General features: G+C 65.7%; 13 protein-coding genes. 12 read left to right on the top strand and 1 reads right to left on the bottom strand.

The window, feature by feature from the left end; translation table 11 throughout:
- The first annotated feature begins 14 nt into the window (after positions 1 to 14).
- From ACVMB1_RS22670 to ACVMB1_RS22635, 8 genes are all read left to right on the top strand, one after another.
- On the top strand, positions 15 to 818 hold the full coding sequence (locus tag ACVMB1_RS22670) for a tRNA1(Val) (adenine(37)-N6)-methyltransferase (protein ID WP_076824000.1): 804 nt from the start codon (positions 15 to 17) through the stop codon (positions 816 to 818).
- A gap of 296 nt (positions 819 to 1,114) precedes the next feature.
- Positions 1,115 to 2,026, top strand: a complete 912-nt coding sequence (locus ACVMB1_RS22665; RefSeq protein ID WP_076824002.1) for a S49 family peptidase — start codon at positions 1,115 to 1,117, stop codon at positions 2,024 to 2,026.
- A gap of 116 nt (positions 2,027 to 2,142) precedes the next feature.
- Positions 2,143 to 2,334: a hypothetical protein gene (locus tag ACVMB1_RS22660; protein ID WP_026193154.1), complete on the top strand. Its 192-nt coding sequence runs from the start codon at positions 2,143 to 2,145 to the stop codon at positions 2,332 to 2,334.
- 244 nt (positions 2,335 to 2,578) lie between these two features.
- Positions 2,579 to 3,514: a glycine--tRNA ligase subunit alpha gene (locus ACVMB1_RS22655; RefSeq protein ID WP_057014922.1), complete on the top strand. Its 936-nt coding sequence runs from the start codon at positions 2,579 to 2,581 to the stop codon at positions 3,512 to 3,514.
- Positions 3,514 to 5,610: a glycine--tRNA ligase subunit beta gene (glyS, locus tag ACVMB1_RS22650; RefSeq protein WP_057014923.1), complete on the top strand. Its 2,097-nt coding sequence runs from the start codon at positions 3,514 to 3,516 to the stop codon at positions 5,608 to 5,610. Before ACVMB1_RS22655 ends, glyS begins: the two co-directional genes overlap by 1 nt.
- Before the next feature lie 3 nt (positions 5,611 to 5,613).
- Positions 5,614 to 6,210, top strand: a complete 597-nt coding sequence (locus ACVMB1_RS22645) for a class I SAM-dependent methyltransferase (RefSeq protein WP_076824004.1) — start codon at positions 5,614 to 5,616, stop codon at positions 6,208 to 6,210.
- Positions 6,207 to 6,641, top strand: coding sequence for a GFA family protein (locus ACVMB1_RS22640; protein WP_349629120.1), 435 nt, complete (start codon positions 6,207 to 6,209; stop codon positions 6,639 to 6,641). The genes ACVMB1_RS22645 and ACVMB1_RS22640 overlap by 4 nt, the downstream gene beginning before the upstream one ends.
- 76 nt (positions 6,642 to 6,717) lie before the next feature.
- Complete coding sequence (locus tag ACVMB1_RS22635; RefSeq protein ID WP_076824007.1) at positions 6,718 to 7,818, top strand: hypothetical protein; 1,101 nt, start codon at positions 6,718 to 6,720, stop codon at positions 7,816 to 7,818.
- Between the two features lie 135 nt (positions 7,819 to 7,953).
- Here the strand turns inward: ACVMB1_RS22635 and ACVMB1_RS22630 are convergent, their stop codons facing one another.
- Complete coding sequence (locus tag ACVMB1_RS22630; protein WP_076824009.1) at positions 7,954 to 8,313, bottom strand: DUF1236 domain-containing protein; 360 nt, start codon at positions 8,311 to 8,313, stop codon at positions 7,954 to 7,956.
- A 234-nt stretch (positions 8,314 to 8,547) separates the two neighbouring features.
- Between ACVMB1_RS22630 and ACVMB1_RS22625 the strand changes: the two genes are divergently transcribed.
- The 4 genes from ACVMB1_RS22625 (at position 8,548) to ACVMB1_RS22610 (ending at position 13,675) form a co-directional block, all read left to right on the top strand.
- The gene (locus ACVMB1_RS22625) at positions 8,548 to 8,703 is read left to right on the top strand and encodes a DUF3096 domain-containing protein (RefSeq protein WP_016844375.1); all 156 of its coding nucleotides are present in this window, start codon (positions 8,548 to 8,550) and stop codon (positions 8,701 to 8,703) included.
- A gap of 91 nt (positions 8,704 to 8,794) precedes the next feature.
- Entirely contained in the window at positions 8,795 to 11,716 is a 2,922-nt protein-coding gene (gene ppdK / locus ACVMB1_RS22620) for a pyruvate, phosphate dikinase (protein ID WP_076824012.1), read from the top strand.
- 144 nt (positions 11,717 to 11,860) lie between these two features.
- A complete protein-coding gene (locus tag ACVMB1_RS22615; RefSeq protein WP_141342656.1) occupies positions 11,861 to 12,073 on the top strand; it encodes a hypothetical protein in 213 nt (70 codons plus the stop codon).
- Between the two features lie 123 nt (positions 12,074 to 12,196).
- Positions 12,197 to 13,675: a cell wall hydrolase gene (locus tag ACVMB1_RS22610; RefSeq protein ID WP_057014930.1), complete on the top strand. Its 1,479-nt coding sequence runs from the start codon at positions 12,197 to 12,199 to the stop codon at positions 13,673 to 13,675.
- Positions 13,676 to 13,847: the final 172 nt, after the last annotated feature.

Genomic DNA, 13,847 nt, shown 5'->3' with positions numbered 1-13,847 from the left:
CGTTTTCGAGCGAAATGGGCCCCGGTTCGCGTGAAGAAAACGCGTCAAAAAGCGAGTCTGCGGCCGCCGGGATCACCGAAGACCGATTTCTCGGTGGCCAATTGCGCCTGCGGCAACCCCGCAGCGGCCACCGCGCCGGCCATGACGCGATCCTGCTCGCCGCAGCGACGCCGGCTCGACCAGGCGACCGCGTCGTCGATCTCGGCTCCGGCGTCGGCGCGGCCGGACTGGCCGTGGCGCGGCGGGTAAGGGGGATCGATCTCGTTCTGGTCGAAATCGACCCGGCCCTGGCCGAGCTTGCGCGGAATAATGCCGGCACCAACGCGATCCTGGCGAACGTGATCGTGCTTGATGTCGAAGCCGGTGCCGCGGCCTTCGACGATGCCGGCCTCGGGCCGGATAGCGCCGACGTCGTGCTGATGAACCCGCCGTTCAATGATCCGTCGCGGCACCGCGCCTCGCCGGACGGTGTGCGCGAGCGCGCCCACGTCGCGACCGCGACCACGCTGGCCGGCTGGGTTCACGCGGCGCGGCGAATTCTCAGGTCGAACGGGCAGCTTGCGCTGATCTGGCGGGCCGACGGCATTGCCGAGGTGCTGGCCGCGCTGGACCGCGGTTTTGGCAGCCTCGAGATCCTGCCGGTTCACGGTGACGGGACGTCGCCGGCGATCCGAATCCTGGTGCAGGCGACCAAGGGCGGCCGGGCGCCGACGCGGCTCCATGCCCCACTGCTGCTCAATGAAGAGTCAGGCGTGCCCAATAAATGGGTGCAGGAGGTGTTGGCTGGGAAGGGGGAATTGCCGCTGGCGCGGCGCTAAAACGATCATGCTCGAACAAGAAGCCAAGGCGCGATGGCATTGCGCTTTAGCGGGCAGGCATGCTGCCCACGTCGTCAGAGGCACTAAATCACTGCGAAGCCGTTTCCGACTGGCGGTCCGGCGTGGACGTGAAGTGGATCGCCGCCAGGAGTGTACCGATCAGCAAAATCAGCAGATAGATTTTCATGAGTCCCTCTCCGCCCGCGCATTGCAGCCCCAATGACAAAATGCAAAACGCGTTCCACGGATTCCAATGACAGTGGCGTGATAAAAAGTGGTTAATTCGAGGTAACGGCATGAGTGAACAAATAAGTGATCACGCTGGACGTTCGGGACTGCTCGAACGCGTGCAGGCAGTGTTGCCGGCGCGCTTCAGGCGCGGCGCGGCCGTCGTGCCGGTGGTGCGGCTGGCAGGCGTGATCGGCGCGGTGACGCCGCTGCGGCCCGGCATGACACTCTCCGGCGTCGCCAAGATGCTGGAGCGCGCCTTTGGCACGCGGAATGCCAAGGCGGTGGCGCTGGTGATCAATTCGCCGGGCGGCTCGCCGGTGCAGTCGCGGCAGATCTATCTGCGCATCCGGCAACTCGCCGCCGAGAAGAAGCTGCCGGTGCTGGTGTTCGTCGAGGACGTCGCGGCCTCCGGCGGCTACATGATCGCCTGCGCGGGCGACGAGATCTATTGCGACCCGTCCTCGATCCTCGGCTCGATCGGCGTGGTCGGCGGCAGCTTTGGCCTGGAGGGGCTGATCAAGAAGATCGGGGTCGAGCGCCGGCTGTATACGGCGGGCAGCCACAAGGCGATGCTCGATCCGTTCCTTCCCGAGAACCCCGACGACGTCGCCCGGCTGAAGGCGATCCAGCGCGAGATCCATGCGATCTTCATCACGCTGGTGAAGCAGAGCCGCGGCAGCCGCCTCAAGGGCGCCGACGACATGCTGTTCACCGGTGAATACTGGGCCGGCGATACCGCGATCGGTCTCGGGCTCGCCGACGGCATCGGCGACATCCGCTCCACGCTACGGGCCCGCTATGGCGACAAGGTGCTGACCCCGGTGATTGCGCCGGCCAGCGGCTTGCTGTCCGGCCTGCTCGGCCGGCGGGCGCCGGGGGCAGGGTCGCTGGCGGCGCTGGACGGGCTGGCCGCGCTGCCGGACGAGGTGATCTCGGCGCTGGAAACCCGGGCGATTTGGGCCAGATTCGGGCTGTGAACACAGGGATGTGAGCGCGCCATTTAGCCCCAAAACCGCGATTGCGGCGCAGGCCGCCTTGCGCGAGAATGCCCGTCATTGGGGGCCTGACAGACGTGAACGACAAGGATCGACCGATGCCGCCGCTGATTGCATTCGCAGGCGTCTTGGGAAGCTTGGCCGTGGTCCGCTGGGCGTACAAGACGGCCGTCCGGATCAACCAGGAACTCGAAGAGGCGCGATTGTCCCGCGTGGCCGAGGCCACCCGCGCGGGCGAAATCAAGACCCTGCGCCGCGACCCCGTGACCGGGGCCTATCGCCCGGGCTAGGGCTTGGATCTCCCTCGCCCCGCGCTTGCGGGAAGAGGGCCGGGGTGAGGGGCTGTTTCCGCAGATTCGAAAGACCTAAGTTCGCGGAGAGTCCCCTCACCCGAAATGCGCGCTGCGCGCGAATTTCGACCTCTCCCCGCAAGCGGGGCGAGGTGCAGAAACATCCCCCATCGCCTTGATTCCATTGGCTGCCGCCGATACGGTCCCGCGCGCCTCACACCCCCTCGCGAGATCGATTCCAACGATGGACGCCCTGCCTGACCACATGCGCCCGGAACGTTCGTTCCAGGGCTTCATCCTGGCCCTCCAGCGGTTCTGGGCCGAGCAGGGTTGCGTCATCCTGCAGCCCTACGACATGGAAATGGGCGCCGGCACCTTCCATCCCGCGACCACGCTGCGTGCGCTGGGGCCAAAACCCTGGAACGCGGCCTATGTGCAGCCCTCGCGGCGGCCCAAGGACGGCCGCTACGGCGAAAACCCCAACCGCCTCCAGCACTACTACCAGTTCCAGGTGATCATGAAGCCGTCGCCGCCGAACCTTCAGGACCTGTACCTGAAGTCGCTAGCCGCGATCGGGATCGACGCCGCCGTCCACGACATCCGCTTCGTCGAGGACGACTGGGAAAGCCCGACCCTCGGCGCCTGGGGCCTCGGCTGGGAGTGCTGGTGCGACGGCATGGAAGTGTCGCAGTTCACCTACTTCCAGCAGGTCGCCGGCGTCGAATGCGCGCCAGTCGCGGGCGAGCTTACCTACGGACTCGAGCGGCTCGCGATGTATGTGCAGGGCGTCGACCGCGTCTACGACCTCAACTTCAACGGCCGCGAGGGCGCCGAGAAGGTGACCTATGGCGACGTCTTCCTGCAGGCCGAGCAGGAATACTCACGACACAATTTCGAGCACGCCGACACCGCGATGCTGTTCGAGCAGTTCAGGATGGCCGAGGAGGCCTGCCGCAAATATCTCGCCGCCGGCTGGCGTGAGGGTGGGAATCAAAAGGAACATCTGATGGCCTTGCCGGCCTACGACCAGTGCATCAAGGCGAGCCACGTGTTCAACCTGCTCGACGCCCGCGGGGTCATCTCGGTGACGGAGCGGCAGAGCTACATCGCCCGCGTGCGCGACCTGGCGAAGGCCTGCGGCGAGGCATGGATCCACACTGAAACGGGCAGGGCGGTCTGATGCCCGATCTTCTCCTCGAACTGTTCTCCGAAGAAATTCCCGCGCGCATGCAGGCGAAAGCGGCCGACGATCTGCGCCGCATGGTGACCGACAAGCTGGTCGCTGAAGGCCTGGTGTATGAGGGCGCCAAGGCATTCGCGACCCCGCGCCGTCTTGCGCTCACCGTGCACGGCATTCCCGCGCGCCAGCCCGATTTGAAGACCGAACGTCGCGGCCCGAAGATCGGCGCCCCTGATGCGGCGGTGCAGGGCTTTCTGAAAGCGACCGGTCTCACGTCGCTGGATGAAGCAAAGGTCCAGAAAGATGCGAAGGGCGACTTCTACATTGCGCTCATCGAAAAGCCCGGCCGTGCCGCGATCGACGTGATCGCGGAAATGCTGCCGGTGATTATCCGGACCTTCCCCTGGCCGAAATCGATGCGCTGGGGCGCGCGCTCGGCGAAATCAGGCTCGCTCACCTGGGTGCGCCCGCTGCACGCCATCACCGCGACCTTCGGTCTGGAGACCGAGGAGCCCGACATCGTCAAGTTCTCCGTCGACGGCATCGAGGCCGGGCAGACCACCTATGGCCATCGCTTCATGGCGCCGGGTGCGATCTCCGTGCGCCGCTTCGAGGATTACGAGGCCAAGCTGAAGGCCGCGAAGGTGATCCTCGATCCGCAGGCGCGCAAGGACATCATCCTCGAGGACGCCAAGGAGCTGGCGTTCGCGCAGGGCCTCGAACTGGTCGAGGATCAGGTACTGGTCGACGAGGTTTCGGGCCTCGTCGAATGGCCGGTCGTGATGATGGGATCGTTCGAGGAGCAATACCTGTCGATCCCCGACGAAGTGATCCGCGCCACCATCCGCAACAACCAGAAGTGCTTCGTGGTCAGGGATCCCAAGACGGGCAAGCTGACCAACAAGTTCGTGCTGACCGCCAATATCGAGGCGCCCGACGGCGGCAAGACCATCGTCGCCGGCAATGAGCGCGTGATCCGTCCGCGGCTGTCCGACGCAAAATTCTTCTACGAGACCGATCTGAAGACCAAGCTGGAAGACCGGCTGCCGAAGTTCGAGCAGATCGTGTTCCACGAGAAGCTCGGCACCCAGGCGGAGCGTATCAAGCGGATCGAGCGGCTCGCCGCCGAGATCGCGCCGCTGGTCGGCGCCGACGTCGCGAAGACCAGGCGCGCCGCGCGCCTCGCGAAGGCCGATTTGCTGACCGAAGTGGTCGGCGAATTCCCGGAGTTGCAGGGCCTGATGGGCAAGTACTACGCGCTGGCGCAGGGCGAGGATGCGTCCGTCGCCGCCGCGAGCGAGGACCACTGGAAGCCGCAGGGGCCGACCGATCGCGTGCCGACCGATCCGGTCAGCGTCGCGGTCGCGCTGGCGGACAAGCTGGACACGCTCGCCGGATTCTGGGCGATCGATGAGAAGCCGACGGGTTCGAAGGACCCGTTCGCGCTGCGCCGGGCAGCGCTCGGCGCGATCAGGCTGATCGTCGAGAATACGCTGCGCCTGCCGATCCTGAAGACGGCCAAATCCGCGTTGCTCGGATTGTCGCTCAAGGCCGATGCCGAAACGCTGCCGAACGATCTGCTAGCCTTCTTTGCCGACCGCCTGAAGGTCCAGCTGCGCGATCAGGGCGCGCGCCACGATCTCGTCGATGCCGTGTTCTCGCTTGGTGGCCAGGACGATCTGCTGCTCGTCGTCCGGCGCGTCGAGGCGCTCGGCAAATTCCTCGACAGCGACGACGGCAAAAACCTGCTCGCTGGCACGAAACGCGCCAGCAACATTCTCGCGATCGAGGAGAAGAGGGACAAGCGGACCTTCGACGGCGCGCCTGACGCCGCGCTCTACACGCTCGACGAAGAGAAGACGCTGGCCAAGGCGATCGACCAGGTGAAGGCCGAGGCCTCCGCCGCCGTCGCCAAGGAAGACTTCGCCGGCGCGATGAGCGCGATGGCCAAGCTGCGTCCGGCGGTCGATGCGTTCTTCGACAAGGTCAAGGTCAACGACGACGATCCGAAGGTGCGCGAAAACCGCCTCAAGCTGCTCAACGAGATCCGCGCTGCGACGCGCGCGGTTGCGGACTTCTCCAGGATCGAGGGCTGATCGATGGACCGCGCAACGCTCGCCGCTTACGACAAGGATGCGGCGGCGTTTGCGCAGGACTGGCACGAACAGCCGGCCCCGGTCGATCTGCACGACATCGTCACGCGGTTCTTCATCCGGGGCGGCGCGACCGCCGATATCGGCTGCGGCAGCGGCCGCGAGGTGGCTTGGCTCAATGCCAACGGCTTTCCGGCCGAAGGCTTCGACGCCTCCGGGGGCCTGCTCGCGGAAGCCTGCGCCCGCTATCCGGCGCTGCGCTTTGCCCGCGCCGAGCTGCCGGACCTGTCCGGCACCGCCTCCGGCAGCTTCGACAATGTGCTCTGCGAGACCGTGATCATGCATCTCGATCACGCGCTGATCGCGCCGTCGGTCCGTCGCATGTTCGATATCGTGAAGCCCGGCGGCATCTTCTATCTGAGCTGGCGCGTGACCAGAGGTGACGATGCGCGCGATGCGCATGGCCGGCTTTACGCGGCGTTCGATACCGCGCTGGTGCGGGCCGAGCTGGCGGCGGCCGAGTTGCTGCTCGACGCGGAGGTCGTCAGCGCATCGTCCGGCAAGGTCATTCACCGGCTGGTCGCCAGCAAGGGCGGGCGATGATGGCGCGGCTCGCGACATGCGCCTGCGGACAGCTCCGCGTCACCTGCCAGGGCGAGCCCACCACAGTAGCGCTGTGTCATTGCCTGGAGTGTCAGAAGCGAACCGGCAGCACCTATGGCGTCGCGGCGTTCTTTCCGCGCGCTGACGTCGAGCCGCAGGGCGAGGCGCGCGAATACAGCCGCATCGGCGGCAGTGGATCTGCCGTGGTGTTTCATTTCTGCCCGAATTGCGGATCGTCGGTCTATTGGGAGCCCGGTCGCGCCGGACCTGATCGGCGTTGCGGTCGGCGCCTTCGCGGACCCCGATTTTCCCGCACCGTCGCAATCGGTCTTCACGCAGCGCCGCCACGCCTGGGTCGTCGACAAATAGACCACCGCCGCAGCGATTTGCGTCGCGCTGGAAATATTTCGACACAATTTGCAATTTGTTAACCATGCCCTGCGAAGGTCCTGACAAAGCAACGATTTCTTAAGACATCGCCCCTCGCGCCAATGCAGGGACCGCCCGATGACCTCGATCGGCACCACGCCCAATCCCTACGCCCAATATGGTTCGGCCTATGCGCGGGCAGCAGCGACGCCGTCACTGGCGGCGACCTTGTCGGGCGACGGCACCGCCGGCGATCTGTCGGCGTCCTCGACGGCCAACGCGGCAACCAACCTCACGCTGTCGGACGCCGCCCGCGCGCAGCTCGCCAAGGCGCCGCTGCCGGATTTTGCCACCGTCACCAGCGATGCGCGGATCACGCTCGACCGGCTCTACACGGTCGCCGGCGTCAAGACGCCGATCGTCGACGGCAAGACCACCATCGATCTCTCGACGCTGGACCGTCGCTCGCTGTTTGCGATCTCGACCAACAATGGCGGCAAGTTCACCCCGGACGAGCAGGCGGTTGCGGCCACCGAGCTGAAGCAGCGCTTCGACAAGGCGATGGAGCCGTCGCTGGCGACCACGCGCCTGACCGGCGACTACAGCATCAGCTACAAGACCGCGCTCGATTATCTCGATGGTGCGAGCGATGAGGAGAAGGCCACCGCAACCTGGGCCAGCCAGCGCGCCGCGGTGCTGAAGGGCTATCAGGCGACGCAGCAGGATCCGAACACGGCACCATCGGGAATTTCCGGCGATCCGATCGCGGCCTCGCTGGCGGGGACGGCGCCTCCCACAAAGAGCACCACGCGCGACTTCAGCAGCATTGCCAGCGACGTGCGCGCCTTCCTCGATCGGCAGAAGAGCGAGGCGGCGAAAAGCGGCAAGGAGCTGGTCTACGATCCCCGCCGCAAGACCGGACAGCTCGCCGACCTTTCCTCGCTCGACAACCGCTCGCTCTCGGCGATCTCGCTGAACCAGGACAAGAAGTTTTCCACCGAGGAGATCTTCGCGGCCAAGCAGGAACTCAATACGCGGACGCGTCTCGCCGTGCTCGACGCGCTGAAGCAGAGCCAGACCGCCGGCGATCCGCGCCAGTTCAGCCTCGGCATCCTCAAGCAATATTCCTCGATGAGCGCGGAGGAGCGCCAGGCTGCCAACTGGACGCAGGATTTCCAGGACGCCGCGATCAAGAGCTACAAGTCGACCTCGACGCTACTCTCGATCCTCAAGTCGTAACCCGGCACGGCATCAGAACGGAAGAGCCCCGCCCGGAGGGGAGGCCGGACGGGGCTTTCTGGTCCGGTCGATCCTCGCGCACATCCGCTTGCGCGGCGCCCGGACTGTCGTTCAGGCGATCGTGCTGACGTTGATCTAGTCGACCACCTGAACGATCCGTCGCGAACGCGGCTCGACCAGAACGGTCTCGCCGTTCACGACGGTGTAACGATAGGGCGTCGCGCCGAACCGCTGCGGCACGTCGTAATAGGTCACGCCGGCGTCAGGCAGCACGGTGCCGACCACGACGCGATCCGGAACCGTGTAGTTCGGTACACGCTCGCGCACGATGTATTCGCGGAATGCCGGACGCTGTTCGACCGCGATGCCTCCGTCATCATCGACGGCGACAGCCGGACCACCGCGGACGATGCCAACCGTCTGGGCCTGTGCGGCAACAGCCGGCACCGTGATCGCGGCAGCAACCGCTGCAACGGCAAGTAATCTGTTTCGCATGGCTCGCTCCATTCTTTTTCGGTGCGCGCCAGCCTTCGCCGATGCGCACGGCGAGCCAATGCATCGGCTGCGGTGATGTTCCGGAAAGCCGCCGCCATATACGCGGCAATTTGGAGCAATTTTCGTGAGTTGCGGGAACTCGTCGGCGGGACGGGCGTCTTGATGTGGGAACTTCCCTCAGCGGATAAACTGCCGCTCGATTCGCTCCTCCAAAAACCCCCGGAGAAAACTTCAATGACCATCACCGCTGGGCATCTGCCTGCTATCGTGGCTCTGATCGCAGGCGTCCTAATCCTGATCATGCCGCGGCTCCTCAACTACATCGTCGCGATCTATCTGATCTTCGTCGGGCTCGTGGGGATGGGTCTGCTGCGCTGGTTGCACCTCTAGCGGGAAAGCGGGGTTTCGCGGCTTGCGCGGAACCCCTCAAAATGGTGTAAGGCGCGCATCTTCGACCCCTCCTTCCGGATTGTTGTCTGACATGGCCAAAGCCGTCGCGAAGTCCAAGAAAACTGCTGCGAAAACTGCCGAGAAAACAGCAGCGAAATCAAAGCCCTCCGCCGCAGCCCGCAAGGCCGCCCCGGCGCGCAAGGTGCTGAAGAAGAGCGCCCCGAAGGCGGCGCCGAAAGCCGCTCCCAAATCGGCTGCAAAGCCGGCCGCAAAGCCCGCTGGCAAGGCGCCGGCGAAGGCCGTTGCGAAGAAGGCGGCCCCGGCTGCGATCAAGGCCGGCAAGTGGGTCTATACGTTCGGCGACGGCAAGGCCGAGGGCCAGGCGACCTTGCGCAATCTGCTCGGCGGCAAGGGCGCCAACCTCGCGGAAATGGCCAATCTCGGCCTGCCGGTGCCTCCCGGCTTCACCATTCCGACCTCGGTCTGCACCTATTTCTACGAGCACGACAAGACGTATCCGAAGGAATTGAAAGCACAGGTTGAGAAGGCGCTCGACTATGTCGGCAAGCTGACCGGCAAGACGTTCGGCGACGCCAAGAACCCGCTGCTGGTCTCGGTCCGCTCGGGCGCGCGCGCCTCGATGCCGGGCATGATGGACACCGTGCTCAATCTCGGCCTCAACGACCGCACCGTCGAGGCGCTGGCCGAACTCTCCGGCGACCGCCGCTTCGCCTATGACAGCTATCGCCGCTTCATCACGATGTATTCGGACGTGGTGCTCGGCTTCGAGCATCATCACTTCGAGGACATCCTCGACACCTTCAAGGACGGCCAGGGCTATTCGCTCGACACCGACCTCACCGGCGACGACTGGGTCGAGCTGGTCGGCAAGTACAAGGAGGCGGTCGCCAAGGAGACCGGCCACGACTTCCCGCAGGATCCGCACGATCAGCTGTGGGGCGCGATCGGCGCGGTGTTCTCATCCTGGATGAACGCGCGCGCGGTGACCTATCGCAAGCTGCACGACATTCCGGAATCCTGGGGCACCGCCGTCAACGTGCAGGCGATGGTGTTCGGCAACATGGGCGAGACCTCGGCCACCGGCGTCGCGTTTACCCGCAATCCCTCGACCGGCGAGAGCAAGCTCTACGGCGAGTTCCTGATCAACGCGCAGGGCGAGGACGTCGTCGCCGGCATCCGCACGCCACAGGACATCACCGAGGAGGCGCGCCAGGAATCCGGCTCCGACAAGCTGTCGATGGAAGCGGCGATGCCGGCCGCGTTCAAGGAGCTGACGCGGATCTACACGCTGCTCGAGAAGCACTACCGCGACATGCAGGACATGGAGTTCACGGTCGAGCAGGGCAAGCTGTGGATGCTGCAGACCCGCGGCGGCAAGCGCACCGCGAAGGCGGCGCTGCGCATCGCGGTCGAGCTCGCCAATGAAGGCCTGATCTCGCGCAAGGACGCGGTGACGCGGATCGATCCGGCCTCGCTCGACCAGCTGCTGCACCCGACCATCGATCCGGCCGCCAAGCGCGACGTGATCGCGACCGGCCTGCCGGCGTCGCCTGGCGCTGCCTCGGGCGAGATCGTGTTCTCGTCGGACGAAGCGGCCAAGCTGCAGGCCGACGGACGCAAGGTCATCCTGGTCCGTATCGAGACCAGCCCGGAAGACATCCACGGCATGCACGCCGCGGAAGGCATCCTCACCACCCGCGGCGGCATGACCTCGCACGCGGCGGTGGTTGCGCGCGGCATGGGCAAGCCCTGCGTCTCCGGCTGCGGCACCATCCGCGTCGATTACGGCCGCGGCACCATGAGCGTGGGCTCGCGCACCTTCAAGACCGGCGACGTCATCACCATCGATGGCTCGGTCGGCCAGGTGCTGGCCGGCCGCATGCCGATGATCGAGCCGGAACTGTCTGGCGAGTTCGGCACGCTGATGGGCTGGGCCGACGAGGTCCGCAAGCTCGGCGTTCGCGTCAACGGCGACACGCCCGATGACGCGCGCACCGCGGTGAAGTTCGGCGCCGAAGGCATCGGCCTCTGCCGCACCGAGCACATGTTCTTCGAGGAGACCCGCATCCGCACCGTGCGCGAGATGATCCTCTCCGAGGACGAGCAGTCGCGCCGCGCCGCGCTGTCGAAGCTGTTGCCGATGCAGCGCGCCGACTTCGTCGAGCTGTTCGAGATCATGCAGGGCCTGCCCGTCACGATCCGCTTGCTCGATCCGCCGCTGCACGAGTTCCTGCCGCACACCCAGGCCGAGATCGAGGAAGTGGCGCGCGCCATGAACACCGATCCGCGCAAGCTCGCCGACCGCGCCCGCGAACTCTCCGAGTTCAACCCGATGCTCGGTTTCCGCGGCTGCCGTCTTGCGATCGCCTACCCGGAGATCGCCGAGATGCAGGCGCGTGCGATCTTCGAGGCTGCCGTCGAAGCCGGCAAGCGCACCGGCAAGCCGGTCGGTCTCGAGGTGATGGTGCCGCTGATCGCGACCAAGGCCGAGTTCGATCTGGTCAAGGCGCGGATCGATGCGACAGCCAACGCGGTGATGAAGGAAACCGGCGTCAAGCTGAGCTACCAGGTCGGCACCATGATCGAGCTGCCGCGCGCCTGCCTGATGGCGGGCGAGGTGGCCGAGACCGCGGAGTTCTTCTCCTTCGGCACCAACGACCTGACGCAGACCACCTACGGCATCAGCCGCGACGACGCCGCGAGCTTCCTCGGCACCTATGTCGCCAAGGGCATCCTCGAGATCGATCCGTTCATCTCGGTCGATCGCGACGGCGTCGGCGAGCTCGTCAGGATCGGCGTCACCCGCGGCCGCAAGACGCGTCCGAACCTCAAGGTCGGCATCTGCGGCGAGCACGGCGGCGATCCCGCGTCGGTCGCGTTCTGCCACGAGGTCGGGCTCGATTACGTCTCGTGCTCGCCCTATCGCGTGCCGATCGCGCGTCTCGCCGCGGCGCAGGCCGCGCTCGGCAAGGAGATCGCCAGCCAGGCGTGAGCGATCTTACAGTTCAGAGAGTGCGATGGCCGGGACCAAGTCCCGGCCATTTTTGTTTGTTGAGGCAGCCTGAAAATATAGCGTCATTGCGAGCCGACGGGTCGCGCGAACGCGCGCCCGATGACAGGCTCCGCGAAGCAATCCATGTTTCCACTTGCCGAGCCATGGATTGCTTCAGCCTTCGCCAAGGCTTCGGCGGACAAGTTGTCGCTGTCGCTCCTCGCAATGACGGCGGGTGGCTGCCGTGCCTGCAACACTTTGTTCACCATCTCCGTTGACTTGTTGTTTACGACTTTCATGCGCCGCGCGTTTACCAAGGCGCGCAATGCAACGTGCGAAACATGCGCGATCGCTTGAGTGTAGCGCGCGAGCAACGCCGATTAACTCCGCGGCAACCTAAACGGTTTAGCAACGAGAAAGGTCGAATTGCGCGGATGTACCGCGTTCGATTGCACTCAGTAAGCGTTGCGTGAGCGTACGATGTTTGTGTCGCGTAACCAGCCGAGGGGCGCACGTCTTGCGCTCTTCGGTCTCGGTCTTGGCATCTTCGCACTGATGCCGACCGAGATCGGATATCAGGATATCGCCTCGCTCCTGGCCCGGCAGCCCGGCGTCGCCGAGCGCTGGCAGAAGCGCGTCTTCGCCTCCGCCGTCGGCTCCATCCAGGTCGCGACCTACAGCTTCGGCCGTCCGATCGGCACGTCCGCGCCGCAAGCGCCGCAAATCCTGCTCGCAAGACTGGACAGTTCGAACCTCGACATCACCGGAACGGTGACGCGCAATCCGATCACGGCCCCGCCGCCGCGCTATCAGGCATCCGATTTTCCCAAGGTCGATCGCACCATGAAGGGCGATCGCCTCGTCGTCCGGCGGCCCGATCAGGTCGAACCGGCGGAGCCTGCAAATACGGCGCCGGCGAACGAGGATCCGGCGACATCGAATTCGTCGGTCAAGGGCATGAAGACCGCGACCGCACCGGCCGACAGCGCGCCGCTCGATCCTGAATTGCAGGAGGCGCTGCGCGCGCCGCCCTTGCCGCAATATGCCAAGCCGTCGCCGCAGCAGAACGACGTGTCGCTCTCGCTCGAGGCCAGCCCGCTCGACGATCTGAAGCCCGCGCCCGCAAAGCCCGCTGCTGCGCCCGCCGATGCGGCGCGCGAGCGCGACCCGTTCGCATTTCAGACCGCCAGTCTGTTCTTCGGCTCGTCGCTCGGCACGCCGGAGAACCTCGAGCGCTGGCAGCCCGGCGAGGCGCCGGTTGTCGTACCGCCGGCAGCAACGCCCGATCCCGACATGAAGGTGATGGCGTCACTGCCCGTCGATGCCGACGGTCCGGTCAAGGCCGGCGAGATGGGCGAGAGCATCGCGCCGAAGGGCGAGGTCAATGCGGACGACCAGCACACCAAGACGCCGGCGGAGCGGCTCGGCCTGTTCGACGAGAAGTCGCGCGCCAAGTCGGAGAAGTGCCTCGCCGAGGCGGTCTATTTCGAAGCCCGCGGTGAAGCGGTGCGTGGCCAGATCGCGGTCGCCCAGGTGGTGCTGAATCGCGCCTTCTCCGGCAAATATCCGGAGACGGTGTGCGGCGTGGTCTACCAGAACAAGAATCGCCATTACGCCTGTCAGTTCACCTTCGCCTGCGACAACGTCGCTGACGTCGTCCGCGAGCCCGACATGTGGGACCGCGCCAGGAAGATCGCGAGGGCGATGCTCGACGGCGAATTGTGGCTGCCGGAAGTCGACCGCTCGACCCACTACCACGCCTATTGGGTGCGACCGTCTTGGGTCAGCGAGATGAAGAAGATGTACAAGTTCGGCGTCCACACCTTCTATCGCCCGCGCGCCTGGGGCGACGGCAGCGACGCGCCGAGCTGGGGCAACCCGGCCGAGACCGCCAAGATCTCGGCGCAGCTCGCCGAGGCCGCCCAGAGCTCGGCCGAGCAGGCCAGCGCCCGGCGATAGGGCCTTCTCCCTCTCGTTCCGCGGCCGGCGTGCCCCGGAATGACGGTCATCATCCTCTCCGATTCTGCAGAGCAGCCCTGCAGGCGAATATTTTTCTCCGGCCCCTCTTGGGGTTTTCATGCACCTGCATTAACTCCCCGTAACGTTCGGCGGGGTGGCTCCCCGCGCAGCA

The organism is Bradyrhizobium sp. USDA 4504 (assembly GCF_054063995.1).
Note: the sequence above shows the minus strand (reverse complement) of the source record. Positions and strands in the feature narration are given on the sequence as shown.